Origin of the sequence: Labedaea rhizosphaerae (assembly GCF_004362825.1) — a bacterium.
In the GTDB taxonomy this organism is placed as follows: Bacteria; Actinomycetota; Actinomycetes; order Mycobacteriales; family Pseudonocardiaceae; genus Labedaea; species Labedaea rhizosphaerae.
Genome location: NZ_SNXZ01000004.1, coordinates 511230 through 528561 on the forward strand (window position 1 = coordinate 511230; position 17332 = coordinate 528561).

Here is a 17332-nt window from a genome sequence, read left to right on the forward strand (position 1 = left end):
TCAGCCGCCGGCCACCGCGGGCAGGATCGTCACGTTGTCGCCGTCGGCGACCTTCGCGTCGAGGCCGCCGGCGAAGCGCACGTCCTCGTCGTTGACGTAGACGTTGACGAACCGGTGCAGCGAGCCCTCCTTGACCAGGCGCGACTTGAGCCCGCCGTGGTTGGCCTCGAGGTTGTCGATCACCTCGGCGAGGGTGGCGCCGTCCGCGGAGACGGTCTTCTCGCCGCCGGTGTGGGTCCGCAGGATGGTCGGGATGGAGACCGTGACGGCCATGGTGGGCATACCTCCGTGATTACGTGCTTGTCGAAGACGCTTGCGAGTGCCGGTCTCAGCGATCGGGACGGTCGTCCGGGCCGGTGCCCGCGAACCGGTAGGACTCGACGACGTCGACCCGCTCCTCGGTGACCGCGCCGTCGGCGATCCGGTACGAGCGCAGTTCGTGGGTGTCGGGCTCGCGCGTGGAGACCAGCACGTAGTGCGGGCTCGGCAGGAACATCGCGTAGTTGTCGGCGATCCCGACATCGGTGCGCGACGGGTAGGCCTCGGTCGCCGTGTGGGAGTGGAACACCGCGACGATCTCCTCGTCGGCGGCGTCGGTCTCCTGGTACACGCGCAGCCACTCGCCCTCGTCGAACTGGTAGAACGTCGGCGACCGGGCCGCGTTCAGCATCGGGATGAACCGCTCGGGGCGATCCGCGCCGGCCGGACCGACGAGCAGCCCGCACGCCTCGTCCGGGTGGTCCCGGCGGGCGTGGGCGACCATCTGGTCGACGAGGTCCTGGCGCAGCTGCAGCACGAGATCCATCTTACGTCGAGGTCGGAGCTTTCCCGCTTGGTGAGACGCGGCCCTTGCGGGCGGTCCGACCTGCGTAGCAGGCCAATCCGAAGATCATCAAGAGGTCGATGAGCCCGACCACGAGGCCGACGGTGAAGTCGACCTCGTCCGGCCGGTGCAGGTCCACGGCCGCCTGCGGGTCCTCGACCACCTCGACCGACGCGCCCGGCCGGTCGCCGTCGACGGCCACGATGCCGTGCTGGCCGTCCGGCGTGACCACGACCAGCGCGTTCTTCGTGTACTTCGACGGCGGCGTGAACTGCGCGGCCGTCCAGTGATCGGTGTAGCCGGTGACCGCGGCCTGCACGTGCACGCCCCGCGTCTGCAGCACGAGGCCGTCGACCACGGTGAGCCCGGCCCCGAAGATCATGACCAGGTGGATGCCTGCGGCGAACACGCCCAGCACGGCCACGCCCGCGCTGCGGGCCACGATCGGCGGGAGGACCAGGACCAGCAGGGCGCTCAGCCAGATCAGCAGGGTGCCCCCGCCGACGTGGAAGACGTTCAGCGCGACCCCGAGCCACGTCACCGCTGCCAGCACGAGCGTGGTCAGCGCGATCCGGAGCCACATCATGGGGCGACCCTACGATGGCCCACCGCCCAGGCGGGCGGTGGGCCGATCAAGAGGTCACTGGCAGCAGATGTTGTACCCGTGGTTCATCCAGAACGTCGTCGGGATCGGGTTGTCCAGCACGGGGTCGTCGACGCTCTTCGCCGCGAGTTCGTGCCGGCCCGGCCGCATCTCGACGTGCGTGTGCGACGCGCTGGCGCCGCGTGAGGCCTCGTCGGCGATGTGCTGGCCGCGGTCGACGTGCTGACCGACGGCGAGCCCGTCGAGCGGGTTGGAGTGCAGGTAGATGATGCTGCGGTCGAGGCTCGCGTTGTAGATCGAGATGGTGGACAGCCCACCGCCGCCCTCGTTCTTGTAGATCACCGTTCCGTCGAGCAGGGCGTACACGTTGGCGCCGGGGCTCAGGGCGATGTCGATCCCCTCGTGCCGGCCCGAGGTGGACAGGTAGCCGTCGAAGTAGGCGGTGATCCGGGCGTCGTTGGTGTGGTAGACCCCGTACTCGATGCGGTCGTTGCCCGGCTTGCCGACGACGTGACCGGCGTTCTCGTTCTTCAGCGACGAGCTCAGGTTGCCCTTCGCGCCGGCGATGAACGAGTCGATCGCGCCGGACCAGTCGCTCTTGTAGAAGACCGTGACCGGGACGGACGTGCGGTTCCACGCCGAGGCCGCGTTGTTCTTCACGCACTGGCCGCGGCCGTTGCCGGAGCTGATGAACTTGATGCAGTCCGTGCCGGTGCCGTAGGTCGCGACCGAGCCGGTGAAGTCGACAAGCGACCCCTGGTTGTCGCTGTTGTAGTAGAGGCAGAACTCGCCCGATTCGCAGACGCCGTTGCGGGCGGCGGCCTGGGCCGCCGGGGCCGCGGCGACGGCCAGGACCGCCGAGGCGGTCAGCAACAGCGCGCCGATGGCCGCCGACAAGAGCCTTCTCTTCACGGTGAAACGCCCTCTCGTTACGTCAGATGCACACGACGGGACGATCCGGCACGGAAGATACCGGCAAAGCGGGCTTTCTGGTCAGGTTCTTGCGGGTGAACGCCGGGAGCCGCTTACGCGCGCAGCGCGCCGGGCCAGACGTCGCGGTAGCCGGGCAGCCCGGCGAGCGAGGTCGCGGCGAGCACGCCGTTGCCCATCGCGGTGGCGAACACCTCGGCGGCCGCGGCGCACAGGCTGTCCAGCGCCACCGCCCGCATCGGGCCGTCGGGCAGCGGCATTTCGCCGGTGGCGAGCGCGAAGACGGTGTCACCGTCGAACATGGAGTGGGCGGGGCGCACCGCCCGGGCAAGGCCGTCGTGGGCGGCCATCGCGAGCCGGCCGGCCTCCGCTTTGGACAGTGCCGCGTTCACCGCCACCACGCCGATGGTGGTGTTCAGGCCGGTCTGCTCGACGGTGGGCAGGTCGCCCGGGCGGTCGGGCCAGTCCACATCGAACTGGTCGCCGGCCCAGAGCCGCCCGGTGGCCAGGTCCGCCGCCTCGCCCTTGGCGTTGACGGCGGCGAGTGCGCCGACGGTCCACGCCTCGGCGACCGTGCTCGCGGTGCCGATGCCGCCCTTGAGCGAGCCGACCTTGGCCCCCGTGCCGGCCCCGACGCAGCCCTGCTCCACCGGTCCGCCCGCGGCCGCTTCGCATGCGGCATAACCGAAGGAGGCGTCCGGCCGGTTGCCCCACGCGCTGCGCGGCAGGTCGAACAGCACGGCGCCGGGCACGATCGGGACGACCTCGTGCGGCTGCATGCCGACCGGGAAGCCGGTGTTGCGTTCGCTGAGCCAGCGCATCACGCCGGTGGCCGCGTCGAGCCCGTAGGCGCTCCCGCCGGTGAGCACGACCGCGTTCACGTGCTGCACCAGGTTTTCCGGGCGCAACAGGTCGGTTTCCCTGGTACCGGGCGCGCCGCCGCGCCCGTCCACCGCGCCGACCGTGCCGGGCGGGGCGAGCACGACGGTGGTGCCGGTGGCCCAGCCATCCTCGATGCGCTGGTGGTGACCGACCTCGATGCCGGCCACGTCGGTGATCACCTAGTCACCCGCGAGCGCGTCGACCAGGGTGTCCTGCACCCAGGTCAGCCAGTGGTACACACCGAGGTGCGGGCTGCGCGGGTCGTCCTCGGGCAGCTCGTCGGGCATCTCCTCGGTGACGTCGAGCGCGGTGCCCAGCGCCAGCCGCACGTCGTTGAGCGCGGAAAGCCACGCGTCGGCCTGCTCGAAGGTCAGCGACACCCGGCCGCCGCCAGGCGGGCAGGTCTCCAGCACGACCTCGGCGACGCCGGTCTTCTGCTCGAGCAACTCCGGCTCGTGCAGCGAGCGCAGCGCGGCCGCGGAGTCCTGCTCGGTCTTGTCGGGCTTGTCCGGGTCGAGCCGGTGGAAGTCGGGCAGCAGCCGGGACAGGATCGGGTCGTCCGGCGAGGTGGTCGGCCCGGTGCGGATGCCGGTCAGCTCGGCCAGCTCGTCCTGCGGCGCCTCTTCGGCGCGGGCCATCAGCATGTCGTTGATCTGCGACACCAGGCCGCGCAGCACGGCGGCCTCCTGCCGGTCCATGGTGGCCACGACGGTCGCGCCCTTGCGCTTCCAGACGTTCACGAGGTGTGTTCCATCGTGGCCCACAAGCCCGCGGCGTGCAGCTTCGCCACGTCACCCTCGACCTTCTCCTTGGACCCCGACGACACGATCGCCTTGCCCTTGTGGTGGACGTCGAGCATCAGCTTCGTCGCCTTCTCCCGGCTGTAGCCGAAGAGCTTCTGGAACACGTAGGTCACGTACGACATGAGGTTGACCGGGTCGTTCCAGACCACCGTCTGCCACGGCTGGTCCTCGGCGGCCACCTCGGCGCCCGCAGGCTCGGCCTGCGTCTGCTCGGTAGCGGCTGGCGTGGTCATACCCCCAATGGTGGCATGTCCGATTCGGGGGCGTTCGCCAGATCACCTTTCCGGGCCCGCGGGCGTGTCGGCTACCCCTGCCAGGGCGGTAGCGCCCAGTTCCAGTGCGGCATCGGTTCGTCGGGGTTCGCCTCCGCGCCCGGAGCGGAGAAGATCACCGCCATCCGGGTCCCCCATTCGAGGTAACCGACAAAGGAGGCACGAAACTCTGGGTCGTTCGGCAGGCCCACTTCGTCGGCGGTGTCGAGCAGCAGCTGGATCCAGCGTCGCCGCTGCTGCTCGGTGATGCCCCGCCCGGCGTGCATGGCGATCATGTGCGGGTGCCCGCCGTACTCGGCGGAGTAGGCCGGCGGCCCGCCGAACACCTCGCCCAGCCACAACGCCACGTGCTCGGCGTGGTGCGGGCCCATGTGGGCGAACACCGGCGCGAGCAGGTCGTCGTTCGGGACCTTCTCCGCGTAGAAGGTGGTCATCAACTTCGTGAACGCCTCGGCGCCACCGGCCCACTCGTACAACGTGGGGACATCACTGGTCACGGCCGCACGCAACCACGTTGGCCAGGCCTGATCAAGTACGTACCGTGGAGTGCGTGCCCGAGTACCAGCCCGAATATCACTGCCCGGTGGAGCTGGCGGTCGACCTGGTGGGCGGCCGCTGGACACCGGTCATCCTGGCCCACCTGAAGCAGGGCGAGCTGCGCTACGGCCAGCTGCGCCGGCTGCTGCCCGGCATCAGCGAGAAGATGCTCACCCAGCGGCTGCGCGAACTGGAGCGCGCCCGGCTGGTCGAGCGCACCGTGCACGACGAGGACGCCGTGGTGACGGTGTCGTACCGGCTCTCCGCCGAGGGGCGCGAACTCGGGCCCATGCTGCAGGCGATGTACGACTGGGGTGAGCGGCGGGCCGAGCGCGACGGCGTGGTGATCTCGCCGCTGCCCCGATGAGGATCACCTTTGCGGGGCGCCGGATCGCTATACGCTCGCCCCTATGACTGAGCTGGGTCGCAGCACGGCGTTGCTCACCGACCACTACGAGCTGACCATGCTGGCCGCGGCGCTGGCCGACGGGACCGGCGACCGGCCGTGCGTCTTCGAGACGTTCGCCCGGCGGCTGCCCAACGGGCGGCGCTACGGCGTCGTCGGCGGGACCGCGCGGGTGCTCGACGCGATCGCCGCGTTCCGCTTCGGCGACGACGAGTTGCGCGAGCTCGCTGATCGCAAAGTGGTCGACAAGGACACGCTGGACTGGCTGGCCGGCTACCGCTTCACCGGCGACGTCGACGGCTACCCCGAGGGCGAGTTGTACTTCCCCGGGTCGCCGGTCCTGACCGTGCGCGGCACGTTCGCCGAGGCCGTGGTGCTGGAGACGCTGGTGCTGTCGATCCTCAACCACGACAGCGCGATCGTCTCGGCGGCCGCGCGGATGGTGAGCGCCGCGAACAGCCGGCCGATCATCGAGATGGGGTCGCGGCGCACGCACGAGGAGGCGGCCGTGGCGTCCGCCCGGGCCGCCTACCTGGGCGGGTTCGCCACCTCGTCGAACCTCGAGGCCGCGCGGCGCCACGGCATCCCGACGACCGGGACCAGCGCGCACGCCTTCACGTTGCTGCACGACAGCGAGCGGGACGCCTTCGCCGCGCAGGTCGCCGCCCAGGGGCGTGACACGACGCTGCTCGTGGACACCTACGACATCACCAAGGGCATCGACACAGCCATCGAGGTGGCCGGGCCCGAGCTCGGCGCGATCCGGATCGACTCCGGCGACGTCGGTGTGCTGGCCCGCCAGGCGCGCGAGCAGCTGGACAAGCTCGGCGCGAACCACACGCGGATCGTGGTGTCCGGGGACCTCGACGAGTACGCGATCGCGGCGCTGCGCGCCGAGCCGGTGGATGCCTACGGGGTCGGGACCTCGTTGGTGACCGGGTCGGGCGCGCCCACCGCCGGGATGGTCTACAAGCTGGTCGAGGTGGCGGGGCGGCCGGTGGCGAAACGGTCGTCGCACAAGGAGTCCAAGGGCGGGCGCAAGCTGGCGATCCGCAGGCACAAGCCGACCGGAACCGCGTTGGAGGAAGTGATCTACCCGGCGGCCGGGCCCGAGCCGGAGGCGGCCGAGCACGACCGGCAGTTGGCGATGCCGTTGATGCGCGGGGGTTCCGTGGTCGAGGGGCTGCCGTCGCTGGAGCAGGCGCGCAAGCGGGTCCGGGGTGGACTTGTGTCGCTGCCTTGGGAAGGGTTGAAGTTGTCCGCCGGGGAACCGGCCATCACTACCGTGCACGTGGGGTGACCGCCGTGGCCAACGCGTTGATCGTCGTCGATGTGCAGAACGACTTCTGCGAGGGCGGGTCGCTGGCCGTGGCCGGCGGCGCCGCGGTGGCCGCCGAGATCACGGCCCGCCTGGGCCGGGGCGGCTACGACCGGGTCATCGCCACCCGGGACTACCACGTCGATCCCGGTGACCACTTCAGCGCTTCGCCGGACTTCGTGGCCAGCTGGCCGGTGCACTGCGTGGCCGGGACGCCCGGGTCGTCGTTCCACCCCGAGCTGGACGTCGCGCCGATCGAGGCCGTGTTCTCCAAGGGGGCATACGAAGCGGCGTATTCGGGGTTCCAGGGAGCCTCGCACGGGACCGCGCTGACCCGGTGGTTGCGGGATCAGGGCGTGGACACCGTCGACGTCGTCGGGATCGCCACCGACCACTGCGTGCGGGCGACGGCGCTCGATGCCGCCAAGGCCGGGTTCGCCACCACGGTGCGCCTCGACCTGACCGCAGGCGTCGCCAAGACCACTGTGGACAGTGCACTGGTCGAACTGCGCGGGGCTGGGGTGTCCCTGATCGGCGAACCCAGACTGGGCGGGTGACCGGTGCCGAGGCAACCACGGCCAACCTGGACGTTCAGCTTGCCTCACAGACCATGGCGGCGGTGAGGCCCAGCAGTTCCTCCAAGGCTGCCACGACCCGCAGCGCCGCGCGACCGTCGCCGAATGGGTTGCGGTCCAGCGGGACGCGCAACCGTTGGCACAGCACGCGGTCGGCCTCCGTGCGGATTCGGGCCGGATCGGTGCCGACCAGCCACGCGCAGCCGGCGACCACGGCCTCCATGCGTTCGGTCACCTCGCGCAGGACCAGCACCGGCACGCCGAAGCTGGGCGCCTCCTCCTGGATGCCGCCGGAATCGGTGAGCACCAGGGAGGCGCCGCGCAGGGCGCGGACCAGGTCCGGGTAGTCCAGCGGCTCGGTGACCACGACCCGGGGGTGGCTCGGTGTCGCCGCTATCTGCCTGCGTACCAACGGATTCGGGTGCGCGGGCAACAGCACGTGGATGTCCGGGTGGGCGTCGGCCAGGTCGTGCACCGCGGCCAGCACCCGGTCCAGGGGCGCACCCCACGACTCGCGGCGGTGGACCGTCACCAGGACCAGGCGGCCGCCGGTGGTGGCCACCCGGTGCTCCAGCGCCGAGAGCTTCGGGTCGCGCGCCGGCGGCGCCGCGGATGCTATGTGGCGCACGGCATCCACGACCGTGTTGCCGGTGACGACGATGTGCTCGCTGGGCACCGACTCGGCGCGCAGGGCCTGCGCGGCCTGCTCCGTCGGCGGCAGGTGCAACGCCGCGATGCGGGCCACCAGCTGGCGGTTGGCCTCCTCCGGGAACGGCGAGGCCAGGTCGCCGGTGCGCAGCCCCGCTTCCAGGTGCACCACCGGAACCCGGCGCCAGAACGCGGCGAGCGCCCCCGCCAGCGTCGTGGTGGTGTCGCCTTGGACGATCACCGCGGCCGGGTCGTGGGTCGCCAGGACGTCGTCCAGCGCGGGCAGCAGCTGCGCCACGAGTTCGGGCTGACCTCCGGTGTCCCGCTGAACGGGCAGGCGGTCGTCGACCCTCAGCCCGAACGGGGCCAGGGCCTGTTCGACCATGCCGGCGTGCTGTCCACTGTGGACGATCCGAGGGCGGAGCACGGGGTGACCGGCCAGCGCCAACGCCACCGGGGCGGCCTTCACCGCTTCCGGGCGGGTACCGGCAAGCAGCACGACGTCCTTGCTCATGTTCCTCCTTTCACCCGATGAGCGCCGCCGGTGCCTGATCCTCGGAAGAACCGGGCACCGGCGGCGGTCTCATCGGGCGGTCACCGACCGGGTCCGGTTGCGGTCGGGATCCGGTGGCGCCTGCGGCTCGCGTGCAGCAACAGCACGCCGGCGATCAGCAGGGCGAAGCCCAGCACGATCCACCACACCACGGGAGCACCCGTCATCGCCAGTGCTCCTGCCCCACCGCTCGCGGCACCGCCCATGGCGCCACCGCCACCGCCTCCGTACATGCGCGACTCCTCCCGTCAGGCCTGCGCCGCGGCACGCCGCTTGCGCAAGACCACCGTGCCGGCCGGAACCGCGACCAGGCCGAGCAGACCGAGGCCGACCCAGAGACCGGCACCGGACGCCATCGGCATCGGCGGGGCCGCGGGCCCGCAGGTGGACGACGCCAGGATCACGTCGCCCGAGCCGACGAGCGCGTTCAGCTTGATGTGCACGGCGTTGATCGTCTTGCTGCCGTCCGCGTTGTCGATCTGCTCGTTGAAGGTGATCACCAGCAGGCCGAGCACGTTCACCTTGGTGTTCGGTGCCGGGTTCACCGGGACCTGCGCGCCGGGGATCTGCACGTTCACCAGCGTCGAGCCGCCGGTGACGCCGGACTGCGTGGCGTCGCAGTGCGATCCGATCACGTCGGCGGTCAGCTTGGCCGTGCCGAGGGTCACCTTCGCGTTCGCGATGCTGGCCTCGGTGTGCACCACGCCGGTGTTCTCGTCGAGCACCGACTTGCTGCTGACGATGCCGGTGCTGAGGATGCCTGGCACCGAGATGCTGGCCAGCGTGGCGCTCGTCGGCCCGTTGGTGTTCGAAGGGGACAGTGGGCCGACGGTCACCGCGGACGCCCCGAGCAGCGTCACGTCCACTTTGGCCGCATACGCCGATCCGTCGCCAGGCGCGGCCGACGCGGGCATGGCGGCGGCCAGCAACGCGACGGCCGCGGCGACGCCGGTGAGCGCGGTCAGACCGGCTCGGCGCGCCAATCGTCTTGGCATCAATTTCCTCCGTCATCTGGATTGCGCACTGGTGTGCGCCGGTGGATATCGCGCAACAGAGCCAATTGGTAAGCAGATCCGGCCACATAGGACCTGAACGTGTGACACGTCGCCCGATCAAGTGGCCAGGCTCCGAACGTTCCGCAGTTTTGACCCACGAACGGGACCTTCACGTCACCCGATCCAGCGATACGCCACCGCGCCGTTCTGACCGATGATCGACCGGACCCCTTGCCCAGGGAAGGACTCCCGTGACCGAACCCCCCGCGCCCAGACGCGTTCCGCCCGCCACCAAGGCGCTCGTGGCGGGCCTCATCGCGCTCGCCGCCGCCCTGGTCTTCTGGCAGCGCCTCTACCGCACCGCCGAGGTGGTGCTCGCCGGCGGCGTGCTGCGGTTGACCACCGGGCACGGCGTGTACGTCGCGGACACGCGCCAGACCGTCTACTTCGGACTCGGCGGCGACCACCCGTTCGGGCTGAAGATGACCCCCGAGTGCACGTCGGCGTTCCTTGTCCTCCCGTTGCTCGTGGTCGGCGCGATCATGATCGCGCTGCGGCCGCGGATCACCCGCCAGGTGCTGATCGCGCTCGGCGTCGCCGCGCTGGCGGTGATCGTGGTCAACCAGCTGCGCGTGCTGACCATCGTCGGCCTGGTCAACTGGCTCGGCACCGACCTCGGCTACTACTGGGGCCACACCATGCTCGGCTCGATGGTGAGCGTGTTCGGCGGCGCGGTCGCGCTGGTGCTGTTCGTGTGGCTCGCCACGCGGAACCGGGATGACCGGACGAGGGAGCGCACGGCGTGAGCTCGCAGCTGGTTCTCGGCTTCACGCAAGCGATCGCGCTCACCATGAGCGTCGCGTTCATCACCTACGTCTGCCTGATCGTGGTGCCCTACCTGCGCCACCGCAGGCTGCCCTCGGGTGACCCGGACGCGTTCGCGTGGCACTTCTTCGTGCCGTGCCGCGACGAGGAGGCCGTCGTCGGCGACACCGTCCGCTACCTGCGGGAGACCTTCCCCGGCGGGCACGTGTGGGTCATCGACGACGACTCCGACGACGCGACCGCCGCCGTGGTGACGGCCCTGGGCAAGGACGACCGCCACCTGCACCTGGTCAGCAGGCGCCGCCCGCACGCGCGCACCGGCAAGGGCGACGCGCTCAACGCGGCGTACCGCGCGCTCAAGGTGTGGGTCGGCGCGGGCGCCGACACCGCCAGGACGGTCGTCGTCGTGGTCGACGCCGACGGCAGGCCCGCCCCCGACAGCCTCGCCGTGTGCGCGGCCGGCCACCTCTTCGGCGACCCCGCGATCGGCGCGGTCCAGGTCGACGTGCGGATGAGCAACGTCGGCGTGCGGGAACAGCAGGGCGGGCGCCTGCGCCGGCTCTTCGGCGCGGCCATGGTCCGCATGCAGGACCTGGAGTTCCGCACCGCGATCGCGGCGATCCAGATGTCCCGCGCCCACACGGGCACGATCTCCATGGGCGGCAACGGCCAGTTCACCCGGCTGGCCGCGCTGGACAGCATCGCGGGCGCGGCGGGCACCCCGTGGCGCGGTTCGCTGCTGGAGGACTTCGAGCTGGGTGTGCACCTGCTGACCGCGGGCTGGCGGACCGGGTTCACCGTGGACACGCACGTGGCGCAGGAAGGCCTGTACCGGCTGCGGCCGTTCCTGGCCCAACGCACGCGGTGGGGCCAGGGCACCATGCAGTGCGCGCGCTATGTGCGCCAGATCTGGGATTCGCCGCACCTGTCGACCCTCGGTGCCGCGGAGATGCTCTACTACCTGGCCCAGCCGTGGATGCAGCTGATCGGCACGATCGTCTACCCGATCCCGTTCGTGCTGCTGGGGGTTCGCGCCGCGAGCGACCCGGCCGAGGTGTGGACGTGGTTCACCGGCGGGGCCTGGCTGTTGTTCGTGGGCTACGGCCTGTTCGGCCTCTTGCCGTTCCTGGTGTGGGGCCCGATCTACCGCGCGCGGTGCGATAGGTCGGTGGGCCGGATCCGCGCGCTGGGCTACGGCTTCGCGTACGCGGTGTACATCTACACGTTCTACCTGACGTCGTGGCGGGCCGCGGCCCGGCTTGTCCGCAAGCGCAACGGGTGGACCAAGACCCGCCGCAACGCGGAAACACCCGGCGTGGTCGCCCTGGACCACTGAGTTCGAAAGGGTCGGTGGGGCCGGGCGGTACTCCCGGCCCCACCAGGCTCACTTGTTCGGATCGCAGTCGACCGTGCCCAGCACGATGTCACCGCGGTCGGGGCTGTTCGGCGTGTTCGGGAACAGCTTGATGTGCATCAGGTTCATGACCATGCTGCCGTCCGGCGGGCTCGGGACGACCAGCTCGTTGAACACGACCTTGGCCAGCACGGGATCGCTCGGCTTGTGCCCGGGCACCGTCACCGTGTAGTTCACGGGGATGTTCGACGGCACCGTCACGCCGGTCAGGCCGCTGAGCGTCATGCTCGCGGTGCTGCCGGTCTTCTTGGTGCTGCACTGCACCGACCAGCTGGTCAGGGCGATCACCGGCCCCCGGTGGCGGCGCAGCACGGTCACCTTGAACCGCTTGCCACTCGCCACCGCGGTGGCCTCCCCCTTGTCCCGGGTGCAGCTCGTTTCCGCCTTCCCGTAGACCACGCCCGCCACCGGGGTCGTCCCGGGCGTGGAGTTGGCGCCCAGCGTGGTGCACGGCGCGATCGAGGCCTGGTTCGTGGCGACCCCGTCCAGGGTCACGGACACGGCCCCGACCGACGCGGCGCCCTTCTTCGGCGCGGTGGGCGCGGCACTCGCCGGCCCACCCAGCATGGTCAGGGATGTCGCAGTCGCGACGATCAGAAGCGCCACGGCCGGCGCACGCATCTTCATGCTGCCGATGGTCGGCGCATAGCACAGCGTCAACAAGACATGACGCGCCCGATCCACCCGGACGTGTCACAGGACTGACGGTCCCCCCGAGTACGGTCTCGTCTGTGTCCCCGTCCCCCGCCACCCTCCCTTCCGTTCGCGATCTGCTCGCCACCGCCGTCGCCGCGGTCGGCGGAACCGAGCGTGAGGGCCAGGTCGCGATGGTGGAGGCGGTCGACCGGGCCATCCGCACCGGCGACCACCTCGCCGTGCAGGCGGGCACCGGCACCGGCAAGTCGCTGGCCTACCTCGTGCCGGCCCTGCGGCACGCCGTCGAGACCGGCCGCACGGTGGTCGTCTCCACGGCGACGATCGCCTTGCAGCGCCAGCTGGTCGACCGCGACCTCCCGCGCCTGGCCGACGCGCTGAAGAAGGAGCTCGGCCGCCGCCCCACCTTCGCCATCCTCAAGGGCCGGCGCAACTACCTCTGCCTGCACAAACTCGACGGCGGCGTGCCCGACGAGCCCGAGGACAACGCGCTGTTCGACCCGTTCGCGGTCTCCGCGATGGGCCGCGCGGTGACCCGGCTGCGCGAGTGGGCCAGCGACACCGAGACCGGCGACCGCGACGAGCTGGTCCCCGGCGTGAACGAGCAGGCGTGGCGGCAGGTGTCGGTGTCGGCGCGCGAGTGCCTGGGCGTCACCCGCTGCCCGGTCGGCGAGGACTGCTTCGCCGAGAAGGCCAAGGCCGAGGCGGGCAAGGCCGACCTGGTGGTGACCAACCACGCGCTGCTCGCCATCAACGCGCTGCAGGGCATCCAGGTGCTGCCCGAGCACGACGTGGTGGTCATCGACGAGGCGCACGACCTGGTCGACCGGGTCACCTCGGCCGCCACCGCCGAGCTCACCAGCTCGGCCATCGCCGCGGCCGCCCGGCGCAGCGGCCGGCTGATCGACCAGGACATCGCCGACCGGCTGGCCGAGGCCGCCGACGGCTTCGCGATCATGCTCGACGACCTGGCCGTGGGCCGGCTCGACGCCATGCCGACGCCGATGCAGGGCGCGCTGGCCGCGGTCCGCGACTGCGCGCACAACTGCATCACCGCGATCGGCTCGGAGCGCAAGGGCGAGAAGAACGACCTCGAGGGCAGCACGGCCCGCAAGCTCGCGCTGGCCCTGCTCGACGAGGTGCACGACACGGCGGTCCGGCTGCTGAGTGCGTTCGACGCCGAGGTCGGCAAGCGCCACGACGTGGTGTGGGTGACCGGCGACGAGGGTTCGATGAACCCGCGCCCGCCGTCGATGAAGGTGGCGCCGTTGTCGGTGTCCGGCCTGCTGCGCGAGCGCCTCTTCGAGCAGAACACCACGATCCTGACGTCCGCGACGCTGACCCTCGGCGGCAGCTTCGACGCGTTGGCAAGGCAATGGGGCCTGCCGGCCAAGCAGAGCGAGTCGGCCCGCCCAGAGGGCGCCGCGACGGAGAAGGCCGTGCCGTCGGACGACTCCGGTCCGGTGTGGACCGGCGTGGACGTCGGGTCGCCCTTCGACCACCCGCGCAGCGGAATCCTCTACGTGGCCAAGCACTTGCCGCCGCCCGGGCGGGACGGGCTGACGCCGGTCTTCCTCGAGGAGCTGCGCGAGCTGGTCGAGGCGGCGGGCGGACGCACCCTGGGCCTGTTCTCCTCGATGCGGGCGGCGAAGCAGGCCACCAGCGAGCTGCGCGACAAGCTGTCGGTCCCGGTGCTCTGCCAGGGCGAGGACGCCACCGGCCTGCTGGTGCGCAAGTTCGCCGAGGACGAGGCGACGTGCCTGTTCGGCACGTTGTCGCTGTGGCAGGGCGTGGACGTGCCGGGGCCGTCGTTGTCGCTGGTCGTGGTCGACCGGATCCCGTTCCCGCGCCCCGACGACCCGCTCGCGTCCGCGCGTCAGCGGGCGGTGGAAGCCTATGGCGGCAACGGTTTCCTGACCGTGGCGGCCACGCACGCCGCATTGCTGCTCGCCCAGGGCACAGGCCGGCTGCTGCGGTCCACACAGGACCGCGGCGTGGTGGCCATTTTGGACTCCAGGCTGGCCACCGCGCGCTACGGCGGGTTCCTGCGCGCGTCGCTGCCGCCGTTCTGGACCACCTATGACACTGAAGTCGCGCGTGGCGCCTTGCGTAGACTGGCTTCCCCAGCGGAGAAGAAACCATCGGAGGTCGAGTGACCGAGCACGCCACCGTCGTCGTGGACGACGAGGGGGTTCGCAGGCACCTGGCGGACGGCACTGAGGAGTCCGTCGGCTGGTCCGAGCTCGCCGAGGTGGCGATCCGGACGATCCCCGAAGGGCCGTGGAAGGAAGACGTGTTCTTCCTGCTGGTCCGCGACGGGGGCGGCGGGTGCGCGGTGCCGGCCGGTGACCCGGCGGCCGACGACCTCATGGCGCGGCTGCAGTCGTTGCCGGAGTTCGACAACGACCGGTTCGTGGAGGCCATGACCACGCTGGAGGACTCGATCTTCGTGGTGTGGCGACGCCCGGGCGAGTGACGTGAGCACGCCGACCATCCGGCTGCGCCCGGTGACCAGCGACGACCTGGACCTGTGTGCCCGCTTCGCCGTCGAGCCGGGGCTGATCGGGCTGGACTGGGGCGGGTTCCGCGACGCCCAGCAGCCGGCCCGCCGCTTGGCCGAGGACGGCTACCTCGGCACCGACGACGGCCGGCTGATGGTGCACGTCGAGTCCGGCGACCCCGCCGGCGTGGCCGGGATGGTGATCTACCGGGCCAACCAGTACGGCGGCCAGGCCCGGTGCTGGGAGATCGGCATCGTCCTGCTGCCGGAGTTCCGCGGCCGCGGGCTGGGCTGGCGCGCGCAGGCGATGCTGTGCGACTACCTGTTCCGCCACACGCCGGTGCACCGCATCGAGGCGGGAACGCACCCGGAGAACATCGCCGAGCAGAAGTCGTTGACCAAGGCCGGTTTCCAGCTCGAAGGCGTCCTGCGCGGCTGCGAGTTCCGCAACGGCGAATGGCGCGACGGCTACCTGTACAGCCGGCTGCGCACCGATCCGGCGCCGCCCGTCGACTGGACCCTGGACCAAAGCGGCTGACTGCTCGCTCTGCCATTGAACACTCGTGCCCGAGGTTGGGGCTGGGGGCCTCAGCTAGGCCACTGGGTGAGCACGGTGACCGTGCCCGGGTCGACCTCGGTGAACCCGGCATCGCGCACCGCGACCACGCGACGCCGTCGCCACGCGCCCACCGGGTCATCGCCCGGGTGCAGGTCGCGCCACTGATCCCGGCTCGGCGTGCGGACCGCGCAGCGGAAACCGTTCTCCGCCCAGGCTTTCAGGTCGGTGTCGCGGCCGTCGGCGTGCAGCAGCGCGGCCACCAGCATGGTGGCGTGCCCGACCTGCGCGGCCGCCTTGCCGGTGGTCATGGCGACGACCGGGTTCAGGTACAGCACCGGCACACCGTCCTCGACCGGACTCGGCTCGTCCGCGGGCAGGTCGCTGCCGGAGATCTGCAGGCGGGACACCACGTGCGGCGTCTCGGCCACCAATGCAGGCACCAGAGCCCGAACAGAAGCGCCGGCGACGTCGACCGTCACGCCCGGGAGTTCTTGCACCGCGGCCCAATGCGCGCCACGCGCGCGGCGGGACACCTTGCGGATCCGCCCGCTCACCCACGCGAGCACGTCTTCGTGCCACGGACCGTCCACTTCGGACGCAGGATCGAGGCACACGGCGATGGCCGCGGCGGCCGCGGCTTCGAGCAGCGGCGTGCGGGCCGGGGGTTCCGCGCGTTCGATGCGCAGGATCACCGGCATCGCGCGCACCGCGAGCGGATCCTCGTCCTCGACGTCGTTGGTCGCGGCGGCGGGCAGCCCCAGCCAGGACGCGTACCGCGCGGCGAGCGGGTCGAGAACGCTCACGGCCGGTCGAGCTCGATGCCGTCGGCGGCGTCGGCCGCCTCGACCTCGGCCCTGGTGACGCCGAGGATGAACAGAACCACATCGAGGTAGGGGTGCGACAACGCGGTGTCGGCCACCTCGCGCAGCGCGGGCTTGGCGTTGAACGCGACGCCCAGCCCGGCCGCACCAAGCATGTCGATGTCGTTGGCCCCGTCGCCCACGGCCACGCACTGGGCCAGCGGCACGTGGAACCGGTCGGCGAATTCGCGCAGCGCCGCGGCTTTGCCCGGCCGGTCGATGACCTTGCCGAGCACGCGACCGGTCAGCTTGCCGTCCACGACCTCGAGCTCGTTGGCCGCGACGTAATCCAGGTCGAGGTCGTCGGCGAGCGGCTTGATCACGCGCGTGAAGCCGCCCGAGACCACGCCGCACCGGAAGCCGAGCCGCTTGAGGGTGCGGATCGTGGTGCGCGCACCCGGCGTGAGCAGCAGGTCGGCGGCCACCTCGTCGAGCACCGACTCGGAGAGCCCCGCCAGCGCCGCCACCCGCTGGGTCAGCGACTGGGTGAAGTCCAGTTCGCCGCGCATGGCGGCCTCGGTGATCTCCCGGACGCGCTCGCCGCAGCCGGCGCGCTCCGCGAGCATCTCGATTACCTCGCCCTGCACGAGCGTGGAGTCCACATCGAACACGACGAGCCGCTTCGCCCGCCGGGTGAGACCTTCCCGCTCGACGGCGACGTCCAGGCCGACCCGCATCGCCACGTCGGCGACCGCGGACCGCAGCTCCACATCGGACTCCGGGGTGTCCCCCGCAACCGACACCCGCAGTTCGAGCCCGGTGACCGGGTAGTCGGCGACCCGGCGGATGGCGTCGATGTTGACGTTCAACGCCGCCAGCCTGCGCGCGAACTCGGTGAACCCGCGTGCGGTCACCGGCCGGCCGAGCACCACGATCACGTGGCTGGAGCCCAGCCGCGCGGGCGTGCCGACGTCGGCGCTCTGCTGGACGTCGACCTGCATGGCCACGGTCGCCATGGCCTGCTCGACCGACTCCTGCAGCCCCTCCGGGTCCTCGACGTTGCCGACCTGCACACCGAGCACGAGCTGGCCGCGGATCACCACCTGCTCGACGTCGACGATGTCCACGCCGTGCCGGGTGAGCACGGCGAAGAGCACCGACGACACACCGGGCTTGTCCGGGCCGGTGACGGTGATCAACACCGTGGGGCCCGCCGTGGCCGGGGTGGTCACGA

Annotated in this window: 22 protein-coding genes; 8 read left to right on the forward strand and 14 right to left on the reverse strand. The window is 71.3% G+C overall.

Translation table 11 applies throughout. The features are described from left to right. The 8 genes from EV186_RS25295 to EV186_RS25330 form a co-directional block, all read right to left on the reverse strand. Nucleotides 1–273 carry a MoaD/ThiS family protein gene (locus EV186_RS25295; protein WP_133851877.1) on the reverse strand — a complete coding sequence of 91 codons (273 nt, stop codon included), beginning with the start codon at nt 271–273 and terminating at the stop codon, nt 1–3. Nucleotides 274–328: 55 nt separating this feature from the next. Then, complete coding sequence (locus EV186_RS25300) at nt 329–805, reverse strand: M67 family metallopeptidase (protein WP_133851878.1); 477 nt, start codon at nt 803–805, stop codon at nt 329–331. A gap of 1 nt (nt 806) precedes the next feature. Further along, a complete protein-coding gene (locus EV186_RS25305; RefSeq protein ID WP_133851879.1) occupies nt 807–1409 on the reverse strand; it encodes a hypothetical protein in 603 nt (200 codons plus the stop codon). 54 nt (nt 1410–1463) lie between these two features. Beyond that, nucleotides 1464–2339 carry a peptidase inhibitor family I36 protein gene (locus tag EV186_RS25310; RefSeq protein ID WP_133851880.1) on the reverse strand — a complete coding sequence of 292 codons (876 nt, stop codon included), beginning with the start codon at nt 2337–2339 and terminating at the stop codon, nt 1464–1466. 113 nt (nt 2340–2452) lie between these two features. Then, nucleotides 2453–3418, reverse strand: coding sequence for a P1 family peptidase (locus tag EV186_RS25315; protein WP_133851881.1), 966 nt, complete (start codon nt 3416–3418; stop codon nt 2453–2455). Then, nucleotides 3419–3979, reverse strand: coding sequence for a DUF2017 domain-containing protein (locus EV186_RS25320; RefSeq protein WP_133851882.1), 561 nt, complete (start codon nt 3977–3979; stop codon nt 3419–3421). Further along, the gene (gene clpS / locus EV186_RS25325; RefSeq protein WP_133851883.1) at nt 3976–4275 is read right to left on the reverse strand and encodes an ATP-dependent Clp protease adapter ClpS; all 300 of its coding nucleotides are present in this window, start codon (nt 4273–4275) and stop codon (nt 3976–3978) included. The genes EV186_RS25320 and clpS overlap by 4 nt, the downstream gene beginning before the upstream one ends. Nucleotides 4276–4346: 71 nt before the next feature. Further along, nucleotides 4347–4811: a group II truncated hemoglobin gene (locus EV186_RS25330; RefSeq protein WP_243754257.1), complete on the reverse strand. Its 465-nt coding sequence runs from the start codon at nt 4809–4811 to the stop codon at nt 4347–4349. A 53-nt stretch (nt 4812–4864) separates the two neighbouring features. Here EV186_RS25330 and EV186_RS25335 point away from each other — a divergent pair, with 53 nt between their 5' ends. Genes EV186_RS25335 through EV186_RS25345 form a run of 3 tightly spaced genes read left to right on the forward strand, consistent with a single transcriptional unit; the run spans nt 4865 to nt 7132 of the window. Then, nucleotides 4865–5218: a winged helix-turn-helix transcriptional regulator gene (locus EV186_RS25335; RefSeq protein WP_243754258.1), complete on the forward strand. Its 354-nt coding sequence runs from the start codon at nt 4865–4867 to the stop codon at nt 5216–5218. A 43-nt stretch (nt 5219–5261) separates the two neighbouring features. Then, a complete protein-coding gene (locus EV186_RS25340) occupies nt 5262–6557 on the forward strand; it encodes a nicotinate phosphoribosyltransferase (RefSeq protein WP_133851884.1) in 1296 nt (431 codons plus the stop codon). 5 nt (nt 6558–6562) lie between these two features. Then, entirely contained in the window at nt 6563–7132 is a 570-nt protein-coding gene (locus EV186_RS25345) for an isochorismatase family protein (RefSeq protein WP_133852166.1), read from the forward strand. Between the two features lie 34 nt (nt 7133–7166). Here the strand turns inward: EV186_RS25345 and wecB are convergent, their stop codons facing one another. From wecB to EV186_RS25360, 3 genes are all read right to left on the reverse strand, one after another. Next, complete coding sequence (wecB, locus tag EV186_RS25350) at nt 7167–8312, reverse strand: non-hydrolyzing UDP-N-acetylglucosamine 2-epimerase (protein ID WP_133851885.1); 1146 nt, start codon at nt 8310–8312, stop codon at nt 7167–7169. Between the two features lie 80 nt (nt 8313–8392). After that, the gene (locus tag EV186_RS25355; RefSeq protein ID WP_243754259.1) at nt 8393–8584 is read right to left on the reverse strand and encodes an LPXTG cell wall anchor domain-containing protein; all 192 of its coding nucleotides are present in this window, start codon (nt 8582–8584) and stop codon (nt 8393–8395) included. A gap of 15 nt (nt 8585–8599) precedes the next feature. Next, nucleotides 8600–9346, reverse strand: a complete 747-nt coding sequence (locus tag EV186_RS25360; RefSeq protein ID WP_133851886.1) for a choice-of-anchor protein CoaP — start codon at nt 9344–9346, stop codon at nt 8600–8602. Nucleotides 9347–9597: 251 nt separating this feature from the next. Between EV186_RS25360 and xrtP the strand changes: the two genes are divergently transcribed. Both xrtP and EV186_RS25370 read left to right on the forward strand, forming a co-directional pair. Continuing rightward, entirely contained in the window at nt 9598–10152 is a 555-nt protein-coding gene (gene xrtP / locus EV186_RS25365) for an exosortase P (protein WP_243754260.1), read from the forward strand. Nucleotides 10153–10196: 44 nt separating this feature from the next. After that, nucleotides 10197–11507, forward strand: a complete 1311-nt coding sequence (locus EV186_RS25370) for an XrtP-associated glycosyltransferase (protein ID WP_133852169.1) — start codon at nt 10197–10199, stop codon at nt 11505–11507. Nucleotides 11508–11555: 48 nt separating this feature from the next. Here the strand turns inward: EV186_RS25370 and EV186_RS25375 are convergent, their stop codons facing one another. Further along, on the reverse strand, nt 11556–12212 hold the full coding sequence (locus tag EV186_RS25375; protein ID WP_133851887.1) for a hypothetical protein: 657 nt from the start codon (nt 12210–12212) through the stop codon (nt 11556–11558). Between EV186_RS25375 and EV186_RS25380 the strand changes: the two genes are divergently transcribed. The 3 genes from EV186_RS25380 to EV186_RS25390 are packed head-to-tail and all read left to right on the forward strand — an operon-like array spanning nt 12161 to nt 15277. Beyond that, nucleotides 12161–14395 carry an ATP-dependent DNA helicase gene (locus EV186_RS25380; RefSeq protein WP_166659318.1) on the forward strand — a complete coding sequence of 745 codons (2235 nt, stop codon included), beginning with the start codon at nt 12161–12163 and terminating at the stop codon, nt 14393–14395. The two genes, EV186_RS25375 and EV186_RS25380, sit on opposite strands and share 52 nt — an antisense overlap. Beyond that, the gene (locus EV186_RS25385) at nt 14392–14715 is read left to right on the forward strand and encodes a hypothetical protein (RefSeq protein WP_208115778.1); all 324 of its coding nucleotides are present in this window, start codon (nt 14392–14394) and stop codon (nt 14713–14715) included. The genes EV186_RS25380 and EV186_RS25385 overlap by 4 nt, the downstream gene beginning before the upstream one ends. Before the next feature lies 1 nt (nt 14716). Then, nucleotides 14717–15277, forward strand: coding sequence for a GNAT family N-acetyltransferase (locus EV186_RS25390; RefSeq protein WP_133851889.1), 561 nt, complete (start codon nt 14717–14719; stop codon nt 15275–15277). A gap of 50 nt (nt 15278–15327) precedes the next feature. Here the strand turns inward: EV186_RS25390 and EV186_RS25395 are convergent, their stop codons facing one another. Both EV186_RS25395 and serB read right to left on the reverse strand, forming a co-directional pair. Then, nucleotides 15328–16101 carry a peptidyl-tRNA hydrolase gene (locus EV186_RS25395; RefSeq protein WP_133851890.1) on the reverse strand — a complete coding sequence of 258 codons (774 nt, stop codon included), beginning with the start codon at nt 16099–16101 and terminating at the stop codon, nt 15328–15330. Beyond that, nucleotides 16098–17330: a phosphoserine phosphatase SerB gene (gene serB / locus EV186_RS25400; protein WP_243754262.1), complete on the reverse strand. Its 1233-nt coding sequence runs from the start codon at nt 17328–17330 to the stop codon at nt 16098–16100. Before serB ends, EV186_RS25395 begins: the two co-directional genes overlap by 4 nt. Between the last annotated feature and the right edge of the window lie 2 nt (nt 17331–17332).